Raw genomic sequence first — 22129 nt, forward strand, 5'->3', positions numbered from 1 at the left:
GGGCCTGCGCCTGTAACGGTTTTGTGAACACTGACCTCACATATGGGAGCCTGTCTTGGACAGCCGTAGACGCACCTTTGCCAAAGCCATTTTGTGGAACATCATCGGATTGAGCGTGATGAGCGCGGTCGGCTTTGTGGCCACGGGCTCTTTTGCGCTTGGTGGGATGATGGCTTTGGCCAACGCCGGTATCGGGTTTGTGAGCTATGTGCTGTATGAGCGGGTTTGGGCCAATGTGTCTTGGGGGCGCGTGTGAGGCTGGCGCGGGTCGAGCTGCCGACGCTGGCTTTGCTGCTGGCAACCTATGGGCTTTGGGCGCTGGGGATGACATGGGCTGCCGACGTCTGGCTGCCTCTGGGGATGGTCTGTGTGGCCTTGGCAGCTGTGCAGCATTCCTCGCTGTGCCATGAGGCCCTCCACGGACATCCGACGCGGCTGCGCTGGCTCAATGAAGCGCTGGTCTTTCCGCAGCTTTCGCTTTTTGTGCCTTATGGGCGGTTTCGTGACCTGCATCTGATCCACCATCAGGACGAACGCCTGACAGACCCTTATGATGACCCTGAGAGCAACTATCGTGACCCGAAAGTCTGGGCCGAGATGCCCGCTTGGGGGCAGGCGGTGTTGATGTTTAACAACACGCTTTTCGGGCGTATGCTCGTGGGGCCGCTTGTGGGGCAATACGTCTTTATGCGCGATGACTGGCGCAGCATACGCGCTGGCGCGCGCGATGTGCTGGTGAGCTGGCTTGTCCATATTCCTGCGGTGGCGCTGGTGCTGTGGTGGGCTGTGGCGCTGGGCCATATGCCGCTTTGGGCTTTGGGTCTGGCAACCTATGTGGCGCTGTCGATTTTAAAGATCCGCACGTTTCTGGAGCACCGCGCCCATGAGGCGACGCAGGGGCGCACTGTGATTGTGGAAGACCGTGGGCTGCTGGCGCTTTTGTTTCTCAACAACAACTACCATGTGGTGCATCACGAGCGCCCCGGCGTGCCGTGGTACCGTTTGCCAGCGCTGTTTCGTGCCGAGCGCACAGCCTTTCTGGACAAGAATGACGGGTATTACTACCGTTCCTATCGTGAGGTGTTCGGTCAGTATTTCTGGCGTGCCAAAGACCCTGTGCCGCATCCGCTCTGGCCAAGTGACTAGGCCGCTGCCGCGGGCTGTGGCTTAGGTATCGGCGATCTCTTTGCCTGTGAGCGGGCCGCGCCCGCCGAGGCGCAGAAACAGGCTTTCTTCCTCGCCGTTGTGAAAGAAGGGCACGTTTGTGGGCGGCTCTGTGAGATGCGCGCGGTGGGCCACTTCGGCGAGGACAACCTCGGTGATGAAGGGCAGATCAAAGCTGCGCACCTCTTCCAGAGGGATCCATTGCAGGTGGGAGAGCTCATCCTCGGCGCCGGAAAAATCATCCAGATCAGAGGCGATTTCGGCCGCATCAACCAGAAAGAAACGTGCATCAAAGCGGCGCGGGCGCCCCGGGGGGGTGATGGCGCGAAAGACAAATTGCAGGGGCCGTGCGGAGGGGAGGAAGCCCTCATCTGCGAAGTCTTCCCACTCCTCCGGGACATTGCCAGCCCATGCGCCGCGTGTCCCAAGAATCAGGCCTGTTTCTTCCCAGAGCTCGCGAATGGCGGCCACGCCGAGGGCGCGGGAGATGTCTTTTTCGCAGCCCTCTACAAGCCGCTCTGCGCAGATGGGGTGAAAGCCTTCGGCCAGAGGGATATCGAAATCTTCCTCATCCAGTGCGCCACCCGGGAAGACAAACTTGTTGGGCATGAAGGCCGCTGCAGCGCCGCGCTGGCCCATCAGAACCTTGGGCGCTGTGAAGCGGTCGCGCAGGGCGATGACTGTTGCAGCGTTGCGGATGGCGGTTTTGTCGACTGGTTGTGTCATCTGGCCCTCAAAGCAGGGGCGCGGCAAAGCTCAACTGCCGCCGCCAAAACCATGCATGCGACGGGCCCATTGAAAGCCGATGACCGCGCCTTTCATTCTGGGCAGAAGGTATAGGGTGAGGGCAGTCGTGCCAAGCGCGAAGATGGTAAAGAGCGTCAGAGGCTCGGGGCGGTACTGCACAAAGGTGATGTGCAGAGCGGGAATCATCACATGGCCGACCACGAGGATGGTGAGGTAGGCGGGGCCGTCATCGGCGCGGTGGTGGCTGAAGTCTTCGCCGCAGACGGCGCATTCGTCATTCACCTTGAGGTAGGCTTTGAGCAGGGGGCCTGAGCCACAGTTGGGGCACTTGCAGGCCCAGCCCTTGCGCAAGGCCGATTTGAGCGGGCGCTCTTCAGCTGTGTCGAGCGAGTGGCTTTGGGCGAGTGTTTGATCGGAGTGGGGCATGAAAGATCCGTTGGCTGACGTTTGGTAAAGGATGAGGCCGAAAGCCCAAGAAATAAAGGGGGCAAGTTGCCCTTGCGGCGGGATGTCGCGAATTTGGGTCATGGGGGCGACGGAAAAGAAGCAGGGGCGCGTATCAGCCCCAGAAGCCGAGGACGAAGACCAAGGCAAGATACAGGAGATATCACATGAAACGGACCTATGCAGTTGCAGTTATTGTCGCAGCCAGTCTGACGGTGGCAGCAGGAGGCGCTATGGCCTTCGGGGGCCACAAAAAGGGCGATGACAAAGGCCAGATGCGCTTTGAGCAGATGGACACCAACAAAGACGGCAAGTTGAGCCTTGAAGAAATGCAGGCCACACCCGCTGCGCGCTTTGCAGAAGCGGATGCCAATTCGGATGGCATGATCACGGCAGATGAGGCAACGGCTTCAGGCTCCAAGCGGGCGGAAAAGCGGTTTGGCAAAATGCTGGAGCGCCATGACGCCAACAAAGATGGCGCGCTCAGCCTTGAAGAAATGCAGGACAACGCACGCCAAAGCGAGATGTTTGCCAAGCTCGATGCCGACAAAGACGGCTTTGTGAGCAAAGACGAAATGGGCAAGATGCGCGGTCACGGCAAAAAGCACGACTGACCCGAGGGCGCGCGCGGAGCGGTTGCTCTGCGCGCTTGCCAGACGACGCTGTGAAAGCTAGGCCGATGGAATGATGGATATGCCGCTGGATAGGACACTTGAGCTGGATGACGAGGCGCTTCTCTTGCAGTTTGCAAGGGGTGATGCCCGTGCGGCCGAGGTGTTGACCGCGCGGCTCACGCCTGTTGTGCTGGCGCATGCCTACCGCCTTTTGGGCGACAGGGCCGAAGCCGAAGATGTTGCGCAGGAGTCGCTGCTCAAGCTCTGGCGCATTGCGCCCGAATGGCGGCGGGGCGAGGCCAAGGTGACAACATGGCTCTACCGTGTTGTGGCCAACGCCGCGACCGACCGTTTGCGCAAGCGGCGGATGGTGGACATTGCATCGGTGGCAGAGCCTGAAGATGGTGCGCCGTCTGCTCTGGAGCGGATGCAGGAGCGCGCGCGCGTGGATGCGCTGCAAGCGGCGCTCAACGGGCTGCCGGAGCGCCAGCGCCAAGCTGTTGTTCTGCGCCATATCGAGGGGCTGGCAAACCCCGAGATCGGCGAGATTATGGACGTGAAAGTTGAGGCCGTGGAAAGCCTTGTTGCACGCGGGAAAAGGGCTTTGAAAGCCGCGCTTGAAGGGCGCAAGGAAGAACTGGGGTATGAAGATGACTGACACAGGCGATAGACAACGCAACACAGCACATGACATGGGCGAGGCCATGCTTGAAGATATGTTTGCGGCCGCCAAGCGCCATGCACCGCAGCCGGACAGCGCCATGATGGCGCGGATCCTGGCCGATGCAGAGGCTGTGCAGCTTGGCTTTCCTGCTCCGGGCGTTTTGCAGAGTGCACCGCGCCGCGGAGTGTTTGAGGGCGTGTTTGAGATGCTCGGTGGCTGGGCCGGTCTTGGCGGGCTGGCAACGGCTTCGGCCTTTGGTCTGTGGCTGGGCATCAGCCCTGTGATGGGGGTCGGTGACAGCTTTGGCCTGCCTGCCTTGGGCAGCAGCGCGGCGCTTGATAGTTTGGGCGACGATTATGAATACCTTGCAGCATTGGGAGAGTTCTGATGGCGGGACCAAGAGACACAACGACACCACGCATGAGCCGTAAGCTGAAGGGCATCTTCATTGGCTCGCTTGCGCTGAACCTTGTGCTGGTGGGGCTTTTTGTGGGGGCTGGGCTGCGCCATGGCGCGCCGTCGCACACAAGCATGCGGGCCGATGTTCTGGTGCGGGTGCTGGAGGGCGAAGACCGCCGCGCCATTGGCAAAGCCGTCAAAGAGGCTCAAGGCGGCGGGCGTGCGGCCTTTTGGGCGGCGCAGAAAACAGCGCTTGAAGCGGTGTCGGGCGCGCTGAAGGCCGACCCCTTTGATGCCGCGCGCCTTGAGGCAGCACTTGCGCAGAAGTCAGCCCATTTGCGCAACACCCGCGATGTGGCCGAAGAGGCCATGTTGGCACGCTTTTCTGCGATGACCCCAGCGGCGCGCGTGGCTGTGGCCGAACGGTTGGATGCCGCGCTTGAGCGTGGCCCCAACTCTTTCAAGACGAAAGACGACTGAGCCCGAACGGAGCCTAAACCTCAGCCTAAGCCGCGCTGCGCTCACTCATGGTGACCTGGTTGCGGCCATGGCGCTTTGAGCGGTAGAGCGCGGCATCTGCGCGCTCCAGCAGGCTGTCGGCAAGCCCGTCGGCCGCGGAGGGGCTTTCGCAGAGAAGGCGGCTTGCCTCTTGCACGGCCACACCGATGCTCATCGTGAGATGCTGTGGCGCAAGATGTGTTGCGAGGCGGAAGGGGTGGTTGGCGATCACGCTACAGAGCCGTGTTGCTGTGCGCTGGGCTTGGGCGTGGCTGGTGTTTGGCATGATGATCAGGAACTCCTCACCGCCGATCCGCGCGACAAGATCGCCCGGGCGGATGTGTGCCTCCAGCAGGCCAGACAGTGTGACCAGCGCCACATCGCCTGCATTGTGACCGAGCACATCATTGACCCGCTTGAAGTGGTCGACATCCAGCGCCATCACAGCGCAACTCTGGCCCTCATGTGCGCTTTGCACCAAAAGGTTGGCGAGTTTGGGCAGCGCATAGCGCCGGTTGTAAAGCCCTGTGAGCGCATCGCGCACGGCGGCGCGCAGGCCTTCGTGCATATGTGCGCGGCGGTGGTCGTTGCGGCGCTTGCGCACCGTGAGTTCATCAATCCGCAAGGCCAACTCCTGCGCACAGTAGCCATGGGGCAAGACCTCGTCTGCCCCCCGGTCAAGGGCGTTGCAATAGAGCGCCTCGACAGGTTCGGAGAGCACAGCAATGAGGCCTGCATGGCGTGTGCGCGGGTGGGCGCGCAGATCGGCCAGAAGGCAGAGGCCTTCTTCGGGCGTTTGGGCCGCGAGCTCGACCACGATCACATCCGGATTGTAGCCGCTTGTCTGGTTGAGGATTTCGGAGTCTGTGCTGGCGAAAACAGTGTTGCTATTGCCTGAGCCAAGCCCTGCGCACCACGCCTTGGCGCGGGTGGATTTCGGGGTGATGAGCGCCGTACAGCTTGGCGGCGCAAAGCTGCTGGGGGTTTCGCAGAACCCGAGCGACTGGGAAATGCGCTCGGCCAAGAGAGCCTCTTCGCTGCTGTCGTGGCTGCGCAGGATGGAGCGAAAGCGCGCAAGCAAAGACGCGACCTTGGTGGGCTGGCACATGACATCGGCGGCGCCTGCCTTGAGTAAGGCGAGCCGTGCGGCCGGGTTGTAGCCCTCCATCAGCATGATCACAGGGAGCTTGGCTGTCTTCGGATCAGAGGTGAAGGCCTCTAGAAAATGGGTTGGGCTGATCTTGTCTGGCCGTGCTGTGGCGAGCACAAGATCGGGGCGATCTTGGCGCGCCAGCGTGACAGCTTCGGCGACGTTCGTCGCTTGCACAACCTCATAGCCCGCAGAGGAGAGCTTGACGTTGAGTACGATCCTGTTGGTCGCGATATCATCAACGATTAAGACTTTACGTGGCATGAGCGATACCATCCCTTTGGACTTGCGGTTCTCTTCATCATCTCGCAAAACTGGTTAAGAAAACCTTTCTGGGGCAGTTAAAAATGTCGATTTCACAGGAGATGGCCGAAGATATCGGCATAAAAGCGCTCATCTGGCTGGCGGGAAACGAAGACCTGCTGCCCGTTTTTCTGGGCGCGAGCGGCGCTTTGGCGGGGGATATCAAGGCGCAAGCCGGTGAACCTGCCTTTCTGGCGTCGGTCTTGGACTTTTTGTTAATGGATGATGCCTGGGTCATGGGGTTTTGCGACGCGGAGGGGCTGAAATATGACCTGCCGATGCGGGCGCGGGCGGCCTTGCCCGGCGGGGAGCAGGTGAACTGGACATGAGATCTGTAGAGGCTGTCATTTTTGACAAGGACGGAACGCTCTTTGACTTTGCCAGCACGTGGGAGGCTTGGGCGCTTGCGTTTCTGCGCCGGTTGGGGCGCGATGAGGCCCATGCGCGGGCCTTGGCGGAGGCGGTGAGCTTTGACTATGACGCGCAGGTGTTTCGCGCCGAGTCTATCGTGATTGCGGGGATGCCAAGCGAGATTGCGGCGGCGCTTTCAGGGCATTTGCCCGAGATGACGCAGGCGGAGATTGTGAGCTTGCTCAACGAAGAGGCGGGCCGTGCGCCACAAGCCGAAGCTGTGCCGCTTGCGCCCTTGCTAGGCCAGCTGCGCGCGCGGGGGCTGAAACTGGGCGTGGCCACGAACGACGCGGAAGCGCCTGCACGGGCCCATCTGGGGAGCGCGGGTGTCGTGCCTTTGTTTGACTTTATCGCAGGCTTTGACAGCGGCTATGGCGGCAAGCCTGCGCCGGGGCAGCTTCTGGCCTTTTGCAAGGCTGTCGGCATTGCGCCCGAGGCGGCGGTGATGGTGGGGGACAGCACCCATGATCTGCGCGCGGGGCGCGCGGCGGGGATGCGCACGGTGGCTGTGCTGACGGGGATGGCTGGCGAGGCCGATCTTGCGCCGCTGGCGGATGTGGTTTTGCCCGATATCGGGCATCTGCCAGATTGGCTGGATCAGCTCTAAGAGTTGCGCTTTGGCTGCGCCAAATCGCGGTGGGGCGGCCCGCTTGCGCGGCCCGCCCGTAAGGGGCGCTGCCCCTTCTTGGCCTTTGGCCAATTCAACCCCGGGATATTTGGGGCAAAAAGAAAGCCCGTGTTTTAATGGGCCGGCTTGATGAAGGTGCCGTTGCGCAGGTCGGACATGGCTTGGCGGATTTCGTCTTGGGTGTTCATGACGATGGGGCCGTGCCAGGCCACGGGCTCCTGGATGGGCGCGCCCGAGATGAGCAGGAAGCGCACGCCTTCCTCGCCAGCTTGCACCGTGATTTCATCGCCTGTGCCAAAGCGGATCAAGGTGCGGTCGCCTGACATATCGCGGATGTTGAGCTCCTCGCCCATGACTTCTTTTTCCAGCAGGACACCCGTGGGAGCGCTGGCGTCGGCGAAGGCGCCCTGACCTTCAAAGACATAGGCAAAGGCACGGCGGTAGGTGTCGATGGGGAGGGTCTTTTTGACGCCAGCGGGGACAAAAATATCGAGATACTGAGGGTCTGCTGCGATGCCATCGACGGGGCCGCGTTTGCCCCAGAACGCACCAGTGACCACGCGCACATGGGTGCCGTCATCATCGGTGATTTCGGGGATCTCGCGGGCCTCGACATCCTGATAGCGCGGATCTGTCATTTTCAGATCGCGGGGCAGGTTGGCCCAGAGCTGGAAGCCGTGCATCTGGCCCTTGGCGTTTCCGCGGGGCATTTCCTGATGCATGATGCCTGAGCCTGCGGTCATCCATTGTACATCTCCTGCGCCGAGGCGGCCTGTGTTGCCGAGGCTGTCGGCGTGGTCGACCTCGCCTGACAAGACATATGTGATGGTTTCGATGCCACGGTGCGGGTGCCACGGAAAGCCCTTGGCATAATGTGCCGGGTGCTCGTTGCGGAAATCATCAAAGAGCAGGAACGGGTCGAGCTCGGAGGGGTCGTGAAAGCCGAAGGCGCGGTGCAGGTGGACGCCTGCGCCTTCCATGGTGGGCTGGGCCTTGCGGGTCTCGAGAGTTGGGCGAATGGACATGAGCTTGCTCCTGTGGCTGTTGACAGGAAGCTAGGGCTGCCTCTGCTTTGGCGCAATTCTGCAGGACGCGGGGCGCTCTGTGCATTTCTGCACAGTGGGCGCGTGACGTGAAAAATGCGCCAGGATGTCGCTTGTGGGCCAGCAGGCCCCTGCCAAGCGGGGGAGCATGATGAAAACAGGGAGAAAACTATGAAAGTCGGATTTATTGGCCTCGGGAATGTGGGTGGAAAACTTTCGGGCAGTCTTGTTCGGAATGGTGTGGATGTGATGGTCCATGATCTTAATGAAGACTTTGTTAAGGCCAAGGTTGCTGCCGGTGCACGCGCGGGGGCCTCGGCCGCCGAGCTGATGCGCGACTGCGATGCGGTGATCACCTGTTTGCCAAGCCCTGCGGCAAGCGCGGCTGTGCTGGCGCAGATGCTGCCCGAGGTGCGCGAGGGCAAAATATGGATGGAGATGAGCACCACCGATGAGGCCGAAGTGAAGCGCATTGGCGCGCAGGTTATTGCGGCGGGCGGGGCGGCTGTGGACTGCCCTGTCTCGGGCGGATGCCACCGTGCGGACACAGGCAATATCTCGATTTTTGCGGGCTGTGAACGGGCGACATTCGAGCGCATTCTGCCACTTCTCACCATCATGGGGCGGCGGGTTTTGCACACGGGCGACCTTGGTTCTGCCAGTGTTTTGAAGGTCTTGACCAATTATCTGGCCACAGCCAACCTTGTGAGCGTGGCCGAGGCGCTGACCGTGGCCAAGGGCGCGGGCATGGACCTTGGCGTGGCCTATGAGGCGATGGCGATTTCGTCAGGCACGAGCTTTGTGCATGAGACGGAGGGGCAGGTTATTTTGAACGGGAGCCGCGATATTTCGTTTACGATGGACCTTGTGGCGAAAGATATCGGGCTTTTTCAAGAGGTTGCCGACCGTGCCAATGTGCCGCTCGAGCTGAACCCGCTGCTCATCAGCATCTTTCAGGACGGGATTGCGCGCTTTGGCCCCAGAGAGCTTTCGCCCAATATTATCAAGCGCTTGGAGGAAGCGACAGGCCTTGATGTCACCGCGCCCGGCTTCCCTGCCGAGATGACGGATGAGGAGCCTGAAGAGCGTGGTGCGGAAGTGATTGTGAAGCGCTGACAGGTGGCGCGCGGTGGGGTTAACGCCTCTGTTCTCACCTTTTTCAGGGGGGGTGAAACCCGTGCACAAAGCGTGCACCCCCTGTGCACCGCCTAAATCGTTTCTGTTGGCCCCGAAAACGGGTTAACGCTGCGTGCGCAGGCCAAGTTGAAACAAGACGAGCAGGAGAGACCCATGACAGAGGACGTGCAGGCGGAGTTGCGGGTGAGCCCATTCCGGCGCTGGTTCGGGGCGGGGATGGTGGCTGTGTCGGGTTTGGTTTTGCTCAACATTGCCGTGATGCGCCCGCCGAGCGGGGCGGTTGTGCAGCTGATGGTCTGGGCGCTGGCCGCGCTGTTGCTGGTGAGCGCCTATAAGCTCTGGCGTGACACGGGCGAGGCTGTGCGGCTTGTGGGCACGCGGCTTGAGACGGGCCGAGGCGAGCTGATCGTGGATCTGGCAGATGTTGAAAAGCTTGAGCGCGCGGCATCGGGTCTGCATGGCGCCAGTGGCTTTACGCTTCATCTGCGCCGCCAGCTTGCGCCGCGCTGGTGCATGGGGCTGTGGTGGTGTGCGGGGCCACGGGCCGCGTTTGGCGGTGCGGCCAGCCGCGCAAGCATTGCGACGCTGGCCGGCGCTGTTGAGCAGGCCCTTGCAAAGGAGACCGAGCGGCTAAGGGTGCGCTAGCACTGGTTCCAGCAGAGCTGCGGGGCAAAGCGCGGGCGGGTGAACACAAAGGTGCTGAGCGTGTTTTCTTCCATCAGCCCGAAGAGGAACGGCGGTGTATAGTCTATCGCCGTTTCGACAAGAATGATGCGCTCGCCATTAACCAGCATGGGCAATCTGTCGTGCCAGTTGCGCACCTCCTGATTGCGTAGATTGCGATAGCCGCCACGGCTGCGCGACCAATCCAGGCGGAACTGGTCGATGCTTTCCACATAGCGGATGACCGAGATGCGCATGTCGGGCTGGCCCGGGTAGCGCGTGAGGAAGCGGACCATATCGCGGGTCGAGTTGATATAGTCGTTGTCGATCGGGTTGGTTTCACGGCTGATCATATCGGCCACGGTGAAGGCGGCCTTTTCGTGAACGCCGACCTGACGGTAGGCATCAAACCACGAGAACATCGAGGCATAGGCCCAAAAGACGATGGGGGCCATGATGATGAATTCGACCGAGACCGAGCCACCTGTTTCATCGCGGAAGGCGTGAAGGCGGGATTTGATATAGGACCAGATCATTAGAGTGGCTCCTGAACAAAGGCAGATGTCGCAATCATCCAAGCGTTGCCCGATCCATCCCAGTCGAGGTGGCGGCCAAGGCCTGTGAGGGGGAAGACGGGGCTGAAGACATAGCAGGCGCGCAAGACCATCAGCTGGTTTTGCTGGCCGTTGCTGAACTGGCGGATCGGATTGGCGACCTGGGTGATATCCATGCAGCGCGCATCGCGGCTGGGCGCGGAAAAGTTGCGCATGTCCAGCGGCTGCATTTCAAGGTGCAGCTGGCTGTCGCAGTCGGGCAGGAAGCCAGCGTATTCGCAGGTCATATCCTTGATGTCGTCGTGCTGGAAGTTGGCACCTGTTGTCAGGCGGACATCGCGCACGGCCAGATCAAGCCCGCGCTCCAGCATGGAGTGGCGGAAGGTGATCATGCCAAGCTCGACGGCGGCACAGAACATGAAGATAAAGAAGGGAAACAGAACGGCGAATTCGACTGTCGCGTTTCCGTCTTCATCGCGGCCAAAGCGGCGGATATTTTGAATGAACTGTTTCATTGGATAAGCTTCAGCTGGCTGATGGATTGGGCAATGGCGGAGAAGGCTTCGCCGATGTCCAGCCCTGCGACGTCAAAGAAGTGGCTGGGCGATGAGGCGCATTGGCGCAGCTCGTCAGAGCCATGTGTCGGAGCCTGAAAGCCGATGGTGTAGATCACGATGCCCTGGTTTTTGGCGGCGCTGCAGATGTCTTGCATGCGGCTGTCTTTTGTCCAGCCGCTCACGGAGGTGTCGGGGCCATTGTACCAGGTGTTCCAGGCGTTGCCGTCGATTCCGCCGTAGATGTAGTAGGCGATCCAGGCTTGGCTGACTTTGGCAAAGAGATCCTGATTGCTGAGGCGGCTGTAGCCCCCGCCCAGCGACCATGACCAATTGTTTGATCTGATCTGGCTGTTGCCGCTCCAGCTTTGCTCGTAGTAGCGGTTGTTGTAGCGCACGGCGAAGCGGTTTGTGCCCGCGTTGTAGTAGACGTTGGAGTTGCCGCTGCGGTAGGGGTCGCGCAGCATGTATTGGTTTGTGTTCTGACCATCGGTCATGACCACGAGCACTTTGATCGAGTTGGGGTCTGTGTAATCGAGCGGGCGGCCGGCGAAGGCGTTGTCGACTGTGTTTGAGGCGATCAGGTTGTTCACAACAGGCTGCAAGCTCGGATCGAGCAGGGCTGCACCCCATTTGATGCCGAGGTCGGCCGAGGTGTTGCCGTTGGCGGCCAGCGCGTTGATCTGGCCGTGCAGCGCATTGACGTTGTTGCTGAGCGGCAGGATTTCGGAAGAGGGCCGGTTGGAGCACACGGGCAGCGAGCCTTGCGTGTCGCGCAGGCCTTCGGAGCTGGTATCAACAGAGTAGGTGAATTTGTCAAAATGGGCTGTTTGCTGGTAGGACTGCGAGCCGTTGGCAAGGGGCGACATGGCTGTGGTGTCAAAGTCGTTGTCGTCAAAGTTGATGCAGGAAGAATAGTCGTGTGAATCGTGGGTTCTGAACTGGTTCAGAAGCTCTTCGCCTGCGGCGACTTGCGTGGCGTAGGGCACGATCGAGATCGAGACATCTTCGGCATCAGACAGCGCCAGAACCGTATCGACAAAGTCGCGGGCGGCAGGGCGCAAGTTGTTGAGGCGGCTGCCGTTCATGGAGCCGGAGACGTCGAGCACCATCGAAATTTCGACAGAGTCCACGCGCTCTTCGGCGGCGGACGCGGCCGGGGCCATCATCTGGTTGATGCCGAGCATATGGCTGATCTGGGTCGGGACAACCTCGCGGGCGGTTGCGGAAACTTCGCGGAAGTTCAGCCCCTCGTTGACGACGGTTGTGAGCAATTCTGCGTTGGTGAGGCCGGATTTGGCGAAATAGTCGGCCACCACTTCGGCGGGCGGGCTGCGCTGGTCAAGGTCGGCGGCGGCGAGCACGGCCTGATCAAGCACATGCTGGAGGCGCGAGCGCTGGGACTCATAGCGCATCACATCGACGCCAACGGCCCCGACGAAGAGGATCATCAGCATGAAGTAGACCGAGAAGGCGACGATGACGCCGTCTTCCTCCCGAGCGAAGCGCTTGAGAAAGGGAGCAACTTTTGATGGCATCGCAAAGCGGTCGCCGCTGCGTGATGTGACGGGTGTCAGGTCCATATTTCCTCGCTTTCCCGACGCTGCAAAATGCAGGGGCTGTCGGGGGTTATGTCATATTTGTCCAATCATTCTTTTGGGTGAGGTCTATGGCGGAAATAGGGCAGGAAATGAGGTTTTTTTAAGAAAAACAGAGCTTTTTGGAACCTATCGCTCAGGTTTGGGGAGACTGTTTCATCTCGTTCAACAAAGAGACAAATTCGATTCAATTTTTTTGCGCAGGGGCGCGGGGTTGGAACAGGCAGAGCGAATTCTTAACTTCTGGGCGCTAGCTTTGGGAAAAGGCGGTTGGCCCCTGCGGCTATAGGTGCGACAAATGTGCACAGCAGATCTGAGTCGCTGCACTGCGGCGCTGAGGCTGGAAATGGGAGAACTGGAATGAACGCTAATTTTAACGAGCCGAGTTTTCGCGAGAGCGTTGATTTGATGTTTAACCGTGCGGTGGCGGTGATGGACCTGCCCCCGGGGTTGGAAGAGAAAATCAGGGTCTGCAACGCGACCTATACGGTGCGCTTTGGCGTGCGGTTGCGGGGGCAGATCCAGACATTTACGGGCTACCGCTCGGTGCACAGCGAGCACATGGAGCCTGTAAAAGGCGGTATCCGCTATTCGCTTGGTGTGAACCAGGATGAAGTGGAGGCGCTTGCGGCGCTGATGACTTACAAATGCGCGCTGGTGGAGGCGCCGTTTGGCGGCTCAAAGGGCGGGCTGTGCATTGACCCGCGCCAATATGACGAACACGAGCTTGAGCTGATCACGCGCCGCTTTGCCTATGAGCTGGCCAAGCGCGACCTGATCCACCCGAGCCAGAACGTGCCTGCGCCCGATATGGGCACGGGCGAGCGCGAGATGGCGTGGATTGCCGACCAATACCGCCGCATGAACACCACCGATATCAACGCCTCGGCCTGTGTCACGGGCAAGCCCATCAACGCGGGCGGCATTCAGGGCCGCACCGAGGCCACGGGGCGCGGTGTGCAATATGCGCTGCGCGAATTCTTCCGCCACCCCGAAGATGTGGCCATGGCCCGCATGGAGGGCAAGCTTGAGGGCAAGCGCGTGATCGTGCAGGGGCTTGGCAATGTGGGTTATCACGCGGCCAAATTCCTTGGTGATGAAGACGGCGCGCTGATCATCGGGATTATCGAGCGCGATGGTGCCTTGTTTAACCCCAAGGGGCTGGACGTGGATGCGGTGCATGGCTGGATCCAGAAGCACGGCGGGGTCACGGGCTTCCCTGATGCGACGCATGTGCAAGAGGGCGCGCTTGTTCTGGAAGAAGACTGCGACATCCTGATCCCTGCGGCGCTGGAAGGGGTGATCAACCTCTCCAATGCCGAGCGGATCAAGGCGCCGCTGATCATCGAGGCGGCCAACGGCCCTGTCACCTCTGGAGCCGACGAGATCCTGCGCGAGAAGGGCTGTGTGATTATCCCTGATATGTATGCCAACGCGGGCGGTGTGACGGTGTCATACTTTGAGTGGGTGAAGAACCTGAGCCACATCCGCTTTGGCCGCATGGGCCGCCGCCAGGAAGAGGCGCGCCACGAGCTGATCGTGAGCGAGCTTGAGCGCCTGAGCCGCCACCTGGGCGAGGCTTGGTCGATGACACCTGACTTCAAGTCCAAATACCTCAAAGGGGCAGACGAGCTTGAGCTGGTGCGCTCGGGCCTCGATGACACGATGCGCACAGCCTACCAGAGCATGCGCGAGGTGTGGCACAGCCGAGAAGATGTGCCTGATCTGCGCATGGCGGCCTATCTTGTGGCGATCAGGAAGGTGGCCGCAAGCTACCGCGCCAAGGGGCTGTAAGCGCTGCAAAAGCTTGAGAGAACGGGAAAGGCGGCCTTTGGGCTGCCTTTTTTGTTGTGGAGGGGTGATGCAGCGAGCGGCGCCTTTGAGGCCAGAGAGAACCTTCGATTAGGAGCACCAAGCCGGTTAACAGCCGCGTAGCGGCCCGGCCATCGACAGCCCCTCCCTTGGGCTGGCGATTTGGCTGAGGCAGGCGCGAGACATGTCTGTTGGAGGGGCTTGGCTGGCATAAAGGGCTCTGAAACGCGCGATGGGTCGCCACCCCGGGGGCTGACGTTGGCCTACGGTGGCGAGTGTCTGCTTCGCCCCGCATTGCGGGCGCAATACTCTGGGCGATTGATATTCAGGCGGGCGTATTTATTTTGCTGCTGCTTTAGCCTGACTGAAGCGCATTTGTGCAAATTTCAAACCCACAGTCGCCAGCGGGACAGTCTGTGTCGAAAAGGGGCCTTCCCTTCACGGGTCGGCTTGATAGTCTGGCCCGAGTTTAGAGCGCGCTGCGCCGGGGAATACGCCGTAAGGCGAAGGGGGACACATGCGCTTTTCTGCGCTGAAAATTCTCAAAGAGGGTTTGACTGGCAACAAAGGCTGGACGCCCCATTGGCGCGACCCTGCGCCAAAGCCCGAATATGACGCGATCATCATCGGCGGCGGTGGGCACGGGCTGTCTACGGCCTATTACCTTGCCAAGAACCACGGGATGACCAACATCGCCGTGCTGGAAAAGGGCTATATCGGCGGCGGCAATGTGGGGCGCAACACGACGATTGTGCGCGCCAACTACGGGCTTGAGGGCAACTCGCAGTTTTACAGCCATTCGCTCAAGCTCTGGGAGGGGCTGGAGCAGGACCTTAATTACAACGCGATGATGAGCCAGCGCGGCGTGATCAACCTGTTTCACTCCGACGGGCAGCGCGACGCGGCGGCCAAGCGCGCGAATATGATGATCAGCCAGGGCGATGATGCTATTCTGCTCGACAAGACCACGGTGCGCGAGCTTCTGCCCAACCTCAACCACGACAACATCCGCTTCCCGATTTATGGCGGTTTGTATCACAAGCGCGGCGGCACGGCGCGCCACGATGCGGTGGCCTGGGGCTTTGCGCGCGGGGCTGACCAGCGCGGGGTCGATCTCATCCAGAACTGCGAAGTCACAGGCATCGATATTGTCGACGGGGTTGTGCAGGGCGTGCAAACCACGCGCGGCGCGATCAGGGCCAAGAAAGTGGGTATGGTTGTGGCCGGGCGCTCGTCGCAAGTGGCGGCGATGGCGGGGATGCGCCTGCCGATCGAGAGCCATGTGCTTCAGGCCTTTGTGACCGAGGGGCTGAAGCCCTGTATCGACCATGTTGTCACCTTTGGCATGGGCCATATGTATATGAGCCAGTCCGACAAGGGCGGGCTGGTGTTTGGCGGTGATCTTGATTTTTATGCCTCCTATGCGCAGCGCGGCAACCTGCCGACAAAAGAGCATGTGATGGAAGCGGCGATGTGCCTCTTGCCCCAGATCGGCAAGGCGCGTGTTTTGCGCTCTTGGGGCGGGATCATGGATATGACGCCTGATGGCAGCTTTATCATCGACAAGACCCATATCGAGGGGTTCTTTGTGAATGCGGGCTGGTGCTATGGCGGCTTCAAGGCTGTGCCTGCGTCGGGCTATTGCATGGCGCATCTGATGGCGACAGGCCAGCCCCATGAGGTCGCGATGAAGCACCGCCTTGACCGTTTTGTGACGGGCCGTGGCCTGATGGATGAAGAGCACTCCGGTAGCCAGCACAACCTGCACTGAGGTGCGCACGACACGCCTGAAAAGCGCGTAACATAGGACAAGAGACCCATGCGTATAGCCTGCCCGATTTGTGGCGAGAGAGACAGCCGAGAGTTCAGCTACAAGGGCCATGCCCTTGCGCTTGAGCGGCCCACGGAAGATGCGGGCGCTCTGGCGTGGGACGACTATCTGCACAACCGCGACAATGTTGCGGGCGTGTCAGAGGAGCTGTGGTTTCATGATATGGGCTGTGGCAGCTGGCTGGTGGCCGAGCGCAACATGGTGACCCATGCGTTTGGCGCTGTGCGTTTGGCCGAAGATGTGAAGGAGGCCAGCGCATGAGGCTTCAGGGATCTGGCACGATCAACCGCGACCGCCGTGTGCGCTTTACCTTTGACGGGCGCAGCTATGAGGGCTTTGAAGGCGATACGCTCGCCTCGGCCCTGCTGGCCAACGGCATCACGCTTATGGCGCGCTCGTTCAAGTATCACCGCCCCCGTGGTGTGCTGACAGCGGGCTCCGAGGAGCCGAACGCGCTGGTGACTGTGGGCACGGGCGGCAGCCAGGACCCCAACGTGCGCGCCACTGTGCAAGAGATATACGAGGGGCTTGAGGCCCGCAGCCAGAACCGCTGGCCCAGCCTTGATTTTGATGTGATGGCTGTGAACGACCTTGGCGCGCCCTTCTTGGGCGCGGGGTTTTATTACAAGACATTCATGTGGCCCAAAGCGTTTTGGGAGAAGCTTTACGAGCCTGTCATTCGCCGTGCGGCAGGGCTTGGCGCGATTTCGGGCGTGCCGATCACAGACAAATACGAGCGCGCCTTTGCGCATTGCGATGTGCTGGTTGTCGGCTCGGGGCCAACGGGGCTTATGGCCGCTTTCACCGCGGCCGAGGCGGGCGCGGATGTGATACTGGCGGAAGAAGACAGCGCCCTTGGCGGGCGTCTGCTCAGCGAAAGCGGCGAGATTGACGGGATGGCGGCGCGCGACTGGGCGGCCATGATGACAGCCAGACTTGAGGGGATGCAGAACGTCCGTATCATGACGCGGACAAGCGTGACGGGGGCCTATGACGGGGGCACCTATGGCGCACTTGAGCGTGTGGCGCACCACCGCCCGCTGGCCAAAGGCCTGCCCAAAGAGTGCTTCTGGCGCATTGCGGCCAAGCGCACGGTGCTGGCGGCGGGCGCTCTGGAGCGGCCCATTGCCTTTCAGAACAACGACCGCCCCGGTGTGATGATGGCGAGCGCGATACGCAGCTTTGTCAACCGCTGGAATGTGGCGCCGGGGCAGAAGATCGTGCTCTTTGGCAACAATGACAGCATCCATGATGTGGCCGCTGATTTGCTGGCAGCAGGGGTGCATATCGCTGCGCTGGTCGATAGCCGCGCCGATGCGACCTGTGTGCTGGATGTGCCGTTTTATGCGGGGGCGCAGGTCTGCGGCACCGAAGGGCGCAAGCAGCTTGAGGCGGTGAGCATTGCGCGCGCCTCAGGGATCGAGAAGGTGCTGGCCGACTGCCTTGGCATGTCGGGTGGCTGGAACCCGACGCTGCACCTGACCTGCCATATGAACGGGCGGCCTGCGTGGCGCGAAGAGATTGCGGCCTTTGTGCCCAAGGCGGGCATGGTGCCGGGCCTCATCGCGGCAGGGGCGTGCAACGGTGTGTTCTCGACCGCCGAGTGCCTTGGCGAAGGTGTGGGCGCAGCACAGGCCGCTTGCGAGGCGCTGGGGCTGACAGCACAAGCGCCCGAACTGCCCACGGCAGAGGCGCGCGCTTACAGGATTGCGCCGCTCTGGGCCGTGGCGGGCAAGGGCCGCGCGTGGCTTGATTTCCAGAACGATGTGACTGTGAAAGATGTGAAGCAGGCCGCTGTCGAAAACTTCCGCTCGGTGGAGCATATGAAGCGCTACACCACGCAAGGCATGGCAACCGATCAAGGCAAGAATTCCAACGTGCAGGCGCTGGCTGTGCTGGCCGATGCCACGGGGCGGGGTATTCCCGAGACGGGCACAACAACCTACCGCCCGCCTTTCACGCCTGTGGCGATTGCCGCGATGGCGGCGGGGGCGGCGGACAAGGGCTTTGCGCCCGAGCGCTTTACGACCTCGCACAAGCTGACTGTGGCTGCAAACGCACCGCTGATCGAGGCGGGGCTGTGGTATCGGCCCAGTTATTTCCCCGCGCAAGGCGAGACAACGTGGCGGCAGGCCTGTGACCGCGAAGTGGGCTATGTGCGCAACGCTGTGGGCATCTGTGATGTCTCCACGCTCGGCAAGATCGACATCAAGGGCCGCGACGCGGGCGCGTTTCTCGACTTTGTTTACACCAATATGTTTTCCACCCTGAAGGTGGGGCGCGTACGCTACGGGCTTATGCTGCGCGAAGACGGCCATGTGATGGATGACGGCACGACCGCGCGGCTGGGTGAGGATCACTTTGTGATGACGACCACCACGGCGGCAGCGGGTGAGGTGATGAAACACCTCGAGTTTGTGAGCCAAGGCTTGCGGCCTGATCTTGATGTGCGCTTTGCCTCTGTCACAGAGCACTGGGCGCAGTTTGCGGTGGCGGGGCCAAAGGCGCGCGAGCTGCTCAACGGCGTGCTCGACAGCCCGATTGATGGCGAGGCATGGCCCTTTATGGCCTGTGGCGACATTTCGGTTGGCGGGATCACGGGGCGTTTGTTCCGCATCAGCTTTTCGGGCGAACATGCCTACGAGATCGCTGTGCCGGCGCGCTATGGCGAGAGCCTGTTTGCTGCACTCAAGGCGCGGGCCGAGGCGGCGGGCGGCGGCGCTTACGGGATGGAGGCGCTCAATGTCTTGCGCATCGAGAAAGGCTTTATCACCCATTCTGAAATTCATGGCCGCGTGACGGCTTTTGACATCGGAATGCACGGGATGTTGAGCAAGAAAAAAGACTTCATCGGCAAGACACCCGCGCATCGCGAGGGGCTGGTGGAGGACGACCGCGAGATGATGGTGGGCCTCAAGCCTGTCGGGGTTGTGAAGCAGCTGTTGGCGGGGGCGCATCTGTACAACGAGGGCGTTGAGCCAACGCGCGCCAACAACGAGGGCTACCTGACCTCGGTGGGCTTTTCGCCCACGCTTGGCACCTATCTTGGCCTTGGTTTTTTGCGCGGTGGGCGTGCGCGCCACGGCGAGATTGTGCAGATGGTTGACCATGTGCGCGGCATCGCCACCACATGTGAAGTCTGTCATCCGGTCTTTCTGGACCCAGAGGGGGAGCGCAGCCGTGATTGAGTTGAAAGCACTTTCGCCCGCAGCAGGGCTTTTGCCGCTCACCCTTGGTGGTGTGCATCTGAGTGAGGCCGAGGTCGGGCCGCTCACGCTGATCGCGCCCTACAAGGGCCGCGAGGCGGCGCTTGCCACGGCGCTTGATAAGGCGCACGGGCTGGGCTGGCCTGCGGCCGGGGGCACCTCGCAGAGCGGTGCGGCGCGCCTGCTGTGGTTCGGGCGCAAGCAGGCGGTGCTTGTGGGCGTTGAGGCGGATGCAAAGCTTGCCGCCCATGCGGCGCTGACCGATCAGTCTGATGCGTGGTCGTGCCTTGTGCTTGAGGGCGCGGGCGCGCGCGATGTGCTGGCGCGGCTCACGCCTCTGGATATGCGCGATCAGGCTTTCCCTGTGGGGGCCACGGCGCGCACAGAAGTGTTTCACATGGCGTGCTCGATCACGCGGTTGAGCGCGACCAGCTGGCAGATCATGGGCTTTCGATCCATGGCCAAGACGCTGGTGCATGACCTGCAGGTCGCCATGGAAGGCGTTGCGGCGCGGGCGGGCTAAACCGCTTCGGAGGTCAGCCAGACGCCGCCTTCGGGGCGCAAGGTCAGGATCATCACAGGCTTGGGGGTTTTGCCTTCGACCAGCGTGAACTTGCGCTTTGAGAGCAGGGTGGCAAGGATGATCACCGCCTCCTGTAGCGCGAAGCTGGCCCCGATGCAGATGCGCGGGCCGTCGCCAAAGGGCAGGTAGGCGTAACGATCGACTTTCTTGCGGTCGGCAAAGCGCTCGGGGCGGAAGGTGTCGGGCTCGTCCCACAAGAGCGCGTTGCGGTGCAGCGCGTAGATCGGGATCATCACGGTGTCGCCGCGGCGCACCTCGCGGCCTGCGAGCGTATCGGGCGCCTGGGCTGTGCGCGAGACGATGGCTGCAGGCGGATAAAGGCGCAGTGCCTCGTCAATGATCATGCGGCAATAGGGCAGATTGGGCAGGTCGGCGGCGGTGGCTGTGCGGCCTTGCAAAGCCTCCTGTGCCTCGCTGCGGGCCTTGTCTTGGACGCTCTGATCAAAAGCGCAGAGGTAGAAGGCCCATGCCAGCGTGAGCGCTGTGGTTTCGTGGCCCGCCACAATAAAGGTGAGCAGGTTGTCGCGCAGCTCGGCGGTGCTCATGGCGCGGCCTGTCTCGGGGTCTTCGCCCTCAAGCAAGAGGTCGAGCAGATCGGGCACATCGCCCGCGCCTGCCGTGCGGCGGGAATTGACGGCATCATCGGCGATGGTTTTCATCTGCTTGAGGGAGCTGCCCGCCATGACACGTGACGGGCGCGGCACCCACATGGGTAGGCCGAGGATATCAAAGAACGAGAGCTTGCCCGCCGCAGCGATATAGCCGTCAATCGCTTTGTGCACCTCTTCAGAGGAGAAGGTGTTGCCGCCCGAAAGCGTGACCTTGGCGGTGATGTCAAAGGTGGCGCGCACCATTTCGGCGTAGATATCGGTGGCGCGGTTGCCGGCGGCCTCAACGCGGCCAAGGCTCGCCTCGGCGGCGGCGCTCATGACGGGGGCAAGGCCTGTGACGTTGCGGTGGGAAAACACGGGGGCTGCCGCACGCCGCTGCCAGCGCCAATGCGCGCCCTCGGCAATAAAGAGGCTTTCGCCGATGGCAGGGCGCAACAGGTTCTTTGTCACATCGGATTTGGGATAGTTCTCCAGCTCTTCCAGCAGCACACGGCGGATCGCGTCGGGGTCCATCAACATGTGCCAGCGCACGCCTGTCTTGCCAGAGACGATGGGCTGTTTGGTGGCAATGTCCGGAATGATGGAGAGCACGTTCTTGCGCGCTTCGGACAAGCTGCGCAGCAGGCCCCACGGCTCGCGCACAAGCGGTACGGCAACGGGGGTGTGGCTATCTGACATGAGGCATCCTCCAATCCTGCCCTTGATATAGGGGCGCGGGATGGGCGGAACAATTGCATGCGCGGAGCCGCTGGTATAGGTCGGGGCAAGTTTTTTTCAGGAGTGCTGCGATGCTGCGCCGATTCTTTATGTTTGCTGTTCTGGGCGCTCTGGCGGCCTGTACCAACCCCAATGATCTTGATGAACCGGCTGTTGACCTTGGCAACTTCCGCCTCGGGCACAATATCGTTGTCACGCCCAATTTCGAGAAAGGCCCGCTGAGCCGCGAGAAATCGGATGAGGCGTGGATCGAGGCTGTGACCGCGCGGATCGCGGAGCGGTTTGAGCGCTATGAGGGCGAGAAGCTCTATCACTTTGGTGTGAGCCTTGAGGGCTATGTGCTGGCGCAACCGGGGATCCCGATTGTGGGCAGCCCCAAGTCGGCGCTGATTTTGCGCATCACCGTCTGGGACGATGCCGCCAACAAGAAGCTCAACGAAAAGGCCCACCAGATTGTGGTGTTCGAGCAGCTCTCGGGCGGGCAGGTGATCGGCTCGGGCCTCACCCAGTCGGCAGATGAGCAGCTTGAGAACCTCTCCAAAAACGCCGCCAAAATGATCGAGCTGTGGCTCGTGCGCCAGAATGCGGGCGAGGGCTGGTTTGCAGATACGCCAGAAGGGTGATTTCGCGGGTTGATTTCTCTGCCAGAAGGCCATATGTGCGCGCTCAGATTAACAAGGCTGCGCAGATGCGGGCCGTAACATGAAGGGGCGCCAACGCGATGGCAAAGGAAAAGTTTGACCGTAGTAAACCACACTGCAACATCGGCACGATTGGTCACGTTGACCACGGCAAGAC

The 22129-nt window shown here is 61.3% G+C and carries 24 protein-coding genes and 1 pseudogene; 17 read left to right on the top strand and 8 right to left on the bottom strand.

Annotated elements, in window-relative coordinates; all coding sequences use genetic code 11:
- Window positions 1-55: 55 nt before the first annotated feature.
- Together ACTG3X_RS10740 and ACTG3X_RS10745 are read left to right on the top strand one after the other, a co-directional pair.
- A complete protein-coding gene (locus tag ACTG3X_RS10740; protein WP_439111268.1) occupies window positions 56-256 on the top strand; it encodes a DUF2061 domain-containing protein in 201 nt (66 codons plus the stop codon).
- Window positions 253-1146 carry a fatty acid desaturase gene (locus ACTG3X_RS10745; RefSeq protein WP_439111269.1) on the top strand — a complete coding sequence of 298 codons (894 nt, stop codon included), beginning with the start codon at window positions 253-255 and terminating at the stop codon, window positions 1144-1146. Before ACTG3X_RS10740 ends, ACTG3X_RS10745 begins: the two co-directional genes overlap by 4 nt.
- A 21-nt stretch (window positions 1147-1167) precedes the next feature.
- Here the strand turns inward: ACTG3X_RS10745 and ACTG3X_RS10750 are convergent, their stop codons facing one another.
- Both ACTG3X_RS10750 and ACTG3X_RS10755 read right to left on the bottom strand, forming a co-directional pair.
- On the bottom strand, window positions 1168-1890 hold the full coding sequence (locus ACTG3X_RS10750; RefSeq protein WP_439111270.1) for an NUDIX hydrolase: 723 nt from the start codon (window positions 1888-1890) through the stop codon (window positions 1168-1170).
- A 30-nt stretch (window positions 1891-1920) separates the two neighbouring features.
- Window positions 1921-2337, bottom strand: a complete 417-nt coding sequence (locus tag ACTG3X_RS10755) for a DUF983 domain-containing protein (protein WP_439111271.1) — start codon at window positions 2335-2337, stop codon at window positions 1921-1923.
- Window positions 2338-2522: 185 nt separating this feature from the next.
- Between ACTG3X_RS10755 and ACTG3X_RS10760 the strand changes: the two genes are divergently transcribed.
- The 4 genes from ACTG3X_RS10760 (at window position 2523) to ACTG3X_RS10775 (ending at window position 4512) form a co-directional block, all read left to right on the top strand.
- Window positions 2523-2969, top strand: a complete 447-nt coding sequence (locus ACTG3X_RS10760; protein ID WP_439111272.1) for an EF-hand domain-containing protein — start codon at window positions 2523-2525, stop codon at window positions 2967-2969.
- A 73-nt stretch (window positions 2970-3042) separates the two neighbouring features.
- Window positions 3043-3627 (top strand): RNA polymerase sigma factor, encoded by a 585-nt coding sequence (locus ACTG3X_RS10765; RefSeq protein ID WP_439111291.1) that lies wholly within the window; start codon window positions 3043-3045, stop codon window positions 3625-3627.
- On the top strand, window positions 3614-4021 hold the full coding sequence (locus ACTG3X_RS10770; protein ID WP_439111273.1) for a hypothetical protein: 408 nt from the start codon (window positions 3614-3616) through the stop codon (window positions 4019-4021). The genes ACTG3X_RS10765 and ACTG3X_RS10770 overlap by 14 nt, the downstream gene beginning before the upstream one ends.
- Window positions 4021-4512, top strand: a complete 492-nt coding sequence (locus ACTG3X_RS10775) for a periplasmic heavy metal sensor (protein ID WP_439111274.1) — start codon at window positions 4021-4023, stop codon at window positions 4510-4512. The genes ACTG3X_RS10770 and ACTG3X_RS10775 overlap by 1 nt, the downstream gene beginning before the upstream one ends.
- Before the next feature lie 25 nt (window positions 4513-4537).
- On the opposite strand, the gene ACTG3X_RS10780 is transcribed toward ACTG3X_RS10775, so the two are convergent.
- Complete coding sequence (locus ACTG3X_RS10780) at window positions 4538-5944, bottom strand: diguanylate cyclase (RefSeq protein ID WP_439111275.1); 1407 nt, start codon at window positions 5942-5944, stop codon at window positions 4538-4540.
- Window positions 5945-6027: 83 nt separating this feature from the next.
- On the opposite strand from ACTG3X_RS10780, the gene ACTG3X_RS10785 reads away from it, so the two are divergent.
- Both ACTG3X_RS10785 and ACTG3X_RS10790 read left to right on the top strand, forming a co-directional pair.
- On the top strand, window positions 6028-6312 hold the full coding sequence (locus ACTG3X_RS10785; RefSeq protein ID WP_439111276.1) for a DUF3572 domain-containing protein: 285 nt from the start codon (window positions 6028-6030) through the stop codon (window positions 6310-6312).
- Window positions 6309-7001 carry an HAD family hydrolase gene (locus ACTG3X_RS10790; RefSeq protein WP_439111277.1) on the top strand — a complete coding sequence of 231 codons (693 nt, stop codon included), beginning with the start codon at window positions 6309-6311 and terminating at the stop codon, window positions 6999-7001. Before ACTG3X_RS10785 ends, ACTG3X_RS10790 begins: the two co-directional genes overlap by 4 nt.
- A gap of 134 nt (window positions 7002-7135) precedes the next feature.
- Here ACTG3X_RS10790 and ACTG3X_RS10795 read toward each other — a convergent pair whose 3' ends face one another.
- Window positions 7136-8047 (bottom strand): pirin family protein, encoded by a 912-nt coding sequence (locus ACTG3X_RS10795; protein ID WP_439111278.1) that lies wholly within the window; start codon window positions 8045-8047, stop codon window positions 7136-7138.
- A gap of 189 nt (window positions 8048-8236) precedes the next feature.
- Between ACTG3X_RS10795 and ACTG3X_RS10800 the strand changes: the two genes are divergently transcribed.
- Entirely contained in the window at window positions 8237-9181 is a 945-nt protein-coding gene (locus ACTG3X_RS10800) for an NAD(P)-dependent oxidoreductase (protein WP_439111279.1), read from the top strand.
- Window positions 9182-9355: 174 nt separating this feature from the next.
- On the top strand, window positions 9356-9847 hold the full coding sequence (locus tag ACTG3X_RS10805) for a hypothetical protein (protein ID WP_439111280.1): 492 nt from the start codon (window positions 9356-9358) through the stop codon (window positions 9845-9847).
- Here ACTG3X_RS10805 and ACTG3X_RS10810 read toward each other — a convergent pair.
- Genes ACTG3X_RS10810 through ACTG3X_RS10820 form a run of 3 tightly spaced genes read right to left on the bottom strand, consistent with a single transcriptional unit; the run spans window position 9844 to window position 12556 of the window.
- A complete protein-coding gene (locus ACTG3X_RS10810) occupies window positions 9844-10401 on the bottom strand; it encodes a TadE/TadG family type IV pilus assembly protein (RefSeq protein WP_439111281.1) in 558 nt (185 codons plus the stop codon). The two genes, ACTG3X_RS10805 and ACTG3X_RS10810, sit on opposite strands and share 4 nt — an antisense overlap.
- A complete protein-coding gene (locus ACTG3X_RS10815; protein ID WP_439111282.1) occupies window positions 10401-10934 on the bottom strand; it encodes a TadE/TadG family type IV pilus assembly protein in 534 nt (177 codons plus the stop codon). Before ACTG3X_RS10815 ends, ACTG3X_RS10810 begins: the two co-directional genes overlap by 1 nt.
- On the bottom strand, window positions 10931-12556 hold the full coding sequence (locus ACTG3X_RS10820) for a pilus assembly protein TadG-related protein (protein ID WP_439111283.1): 1626 nt from the start codon (window positions 12554-12556) through the stop codon (window positions 10931-10933). Before ACTG3X_RS10820 ends, ACTG3X_RS10815 begins: the two co-directional genes overlap by 4 nt.
- A gap of 375 nt (window positions 12557-12931) precedes the next feature.
- Between ACTG3X_RS10820 and ACTG3X_RS10825 the strand changes: the two genes are divergently transcribed.
- The 5 genes from ACTG3X_RS10825 (at window position 12932) to ACTG3X_RS10845 (ending at window position 19943) form a co-directional block, all read left to right on the top strand.
- Window positions 12932-14365 carry a Glu/Leu/Phe/Val family dehydrogenase gene (locus ACTG3X_RS10825; RefSeq protein ID WP_439111284.1) on the top strand — a complete coding sequence of 478 codons (1434 nt, stop codon included), beginning with the start codon at window positions 12932-12934 and terminating at the stop codon, window positions 14363-14365.
- Between the two features lie 535 nt (window positions 14366-14900).
- A complete protein-coding gene (locus ACTG3X_RS10830) occupies window positions 14901-16154 on the top strand; it encodes a sarcosine oxidase subunit beta family protein (protein ID WP_439111285.1) in 1254 nt (417 codons plus the stop codon).
- Window positions 16155-16202: 48 nt separating this feature from the next.
- Entirely contained in the window at window positions 16203-16475 is a 273-nt protein-coding gene (locus ACTG3X_RS10835) for a sarcosine oxidase subunit delta (protein WP_439111286.1), read from the top strand.
- Complete coding sequence (locus ACTG3X_RS10840; RefSeq protein WP_439111287.1) at window positions 16472-19402, top strand: sarcosine oxidase subunit alpha family protein; 2931 nt, start codon at window positions 16472-16474, stop codon at window positions 19400-19402. The genes ACTG3X_RS10835 and ACTG3X_RS10840 overlap by 4 nt, the downstream gene beginning before the upstream one ends.
- A complete protein-coding gene (locus tag ACTG3X_RS10845; protein ID WP_439111288.1) occupies window positions 19395-19943 on the top strand; it encodes a sarcosine oxidase subunit gamma in 549 nt (182 codons plus the stop codon). Before ACTG3X_RS10840 ends, ACTG3X_RS10845 begins: the two co-directional genes overlap by 8 nt.
- Here ACTG3X_RS10845 and ACTG3X_RS10850 read toward each other — a convergent pair.
- Window positions 19940-21292 (bottom strand): cytochrome P450, encoded by a 1353-nt coding sequence (locus tag ACTG3X_RS10850; protein ID WP_439111289.1) that lies wholly within the window; start codon window positions 21290-21292, stop codon window positions 19940-19942. The genes ACTG3X_RS10845 and ACTG3X_RS10850 overlap by 4 nt on opposite strands.
- 110 nt (window positions 21293-21402) lie before the next feature.
- Here ACTG3X_RS10850 and ACTG3X_RS10855 point away from each other — a divergent pair, with 110 nt between their 5' ends.
- Together ACTG3X_RS10855 and ACTG3X_RS10860 are read left to right on the top strand one after the other, a co-directional pair.
- A complete protein-coding gene (locus ACTG3X_RS10855; protein WP_439111290.1) occupies window positions 21403-21954 on the top strand; it encodes a hypothetical protein in 552 nt (183 codons plus the stop codon).
- A 98-nt stretch (window positions 21955-22052) separates the two neighbouring features.
- Window positions 22053-22129, top strand: a pseudogene (locus ACTG3X_RS10860) (GTP-binding protein); the annotation flags it as partial.

It is taken from the genome of Lentibacter sp. (assembly GCF_965658795.1).
Taxonomy (GTDB): Bacteria; Pseudomonadota; Alphaproteobacteria; order Rhodobacterales; family Rhodobacteraceae; genus Lentibacter.

Coding starts and splice junctions, on each gene's coding strand:
- ACTG3X_RS10750 (WP_439111270.1), bottom strand. CDS start 1,890: ATGACACAACCAGTCGACAAAACCGCCATCCGCAACGCTGCAACAGTC.
- ACTG3X_RS10755 (WP_439111271.1), bottom strand. CDS start 2,337: ATGCCCCACTCCGATCAAACACTCGCCCAAAGCCACTCGCTCGACACA.
- ACTG3X_RS10760 (WP_439111272.1), top strand. CDS start 2,523: ATGAAACGGACCTATGCAGTTGCAGTTATTGTCGCAGCCAGTCTGACG.
- ACTG3X_RS10765 (WP_439111291.1), top strand. CDS start 3,043: ATGGATATGCCGCTGGATAGGACACTTGAGCTGGATGACGAGGCGCTT.
- ACTG3X_RS10770 (WP_439111273.1), top strand. CDS start 3,614: ATGAAGATGACTGACACAGGCGATAGACAACGCAACACAGCACATGAC.
- ACTG3X_RS10775 (WP_439111274.1), top strand. CDS start 4,021: ATGGCGGGACCAAGAGACACAACGACACCACGCATGAGCCGTAAGCTG.
- ACTG3X_RS10780 (WP_439111275.1), bottom strand. CDS start 5,944: ATGCCACGTAAAGTCTTAATCGTTGATGATATCGCGACCAACAGGATC.
- ACTG3X_RS10785 (WP_439111276.1), top strand. CDS start 6,028: ATGTCGATTTCACAGGAGATGGCCGAAGATATCGGCATAAAAGCGCTC.
- ACTG3X_RS10790 (WP_439111277.1), top strand. CDS start 6,309: ATGAGATCTGTAGAGGCTGTCATTTTTGACAAGGACGGAACGCTCTTT.
- ACTG3X_RS10795 (WP_439111278.1), bottom strand. CDS start 8,047: ATGTCCATTCGCCCAACTCTCGAGACCCGCAAGGCCCAGCCCACCATG.
- ACTG3X_RS10800 (WP_439111279.1), top strand. CDS start 8,237: ATGAAAGTCGGATTTATTGGCCTCGGGAATGTGGGTGGAAAACTTTCG.
- ACTG3X_RS10805 (WP_439111280.1), top strand. CDS start 9,356: ATGACAGAGGACGTGCAGGCGGAGTTGCGGGTGAGCCCATTCCGGCGC.
- ACTG3X_RS10810 (WP_439111281.1), bottom strand. CDS start 10,401: ATGATCTGGTCCTATATCAAATCCCGCCTTCACGCCTTCCGCGATGAA.
- ACTG3X_RS10815 (WP_439111282.1), bottom strand. CDS start 10,934: ATGAAACAGTTCATTCAAAATATCCGCCGCTTTGGCCGCGATGAAGAC.
- ACTG3X_RS10820 (WP_439111283.1), bottom strand. CDS start 12,556: ATGGACCTGACACCCGTCACATCACGCAGCGGCGACCGCTTTGCGATG.
- ACTG3X_RS10825 (WP_439111284.1), top strand. CDS start 12,932: ATGAACGCTAATTTTAACGAGCCGAGTTTTCGCGAGAGCGTTGATTTG.
- ACTG3X_RS10830 (WP_439111285.1), top strand. CDS start 14,901: ATGCGCTTTTCTGCGCTGAAAATTCTCAAAGAGGGTTTGACTGGCAAC.
- ACTG3X_RS10835 (WP_439111286.1), top strand. CDS start 16,203: ATGCGTATAGCCTGCCCGATTTGTGGCGAGAGAGACAGCCGAGAGTTC.
- ACTG3X_RS10840 (WP_439111287.1), top strand. CDS start 16,472: ATGAGGCTTCAGGGATCTGGCACGATCAACCGCGACCGCCGTGTGCGC.
- ACTG3X_RS10850 (WP_439111289.1), bottom strand. CDS start 21,292: ATGTCAGATAGCCACACCCCCGTTGCCGTACCGCTTGTGCGCGAGCCG.
- ACTG3X_RS10855 (WP_439111290.1), top strand. CDS start 21,403: ATGCTGCGCCGATTCTTTATGTTTGCTGTTCTGGGCGCTCTGGCGGCC.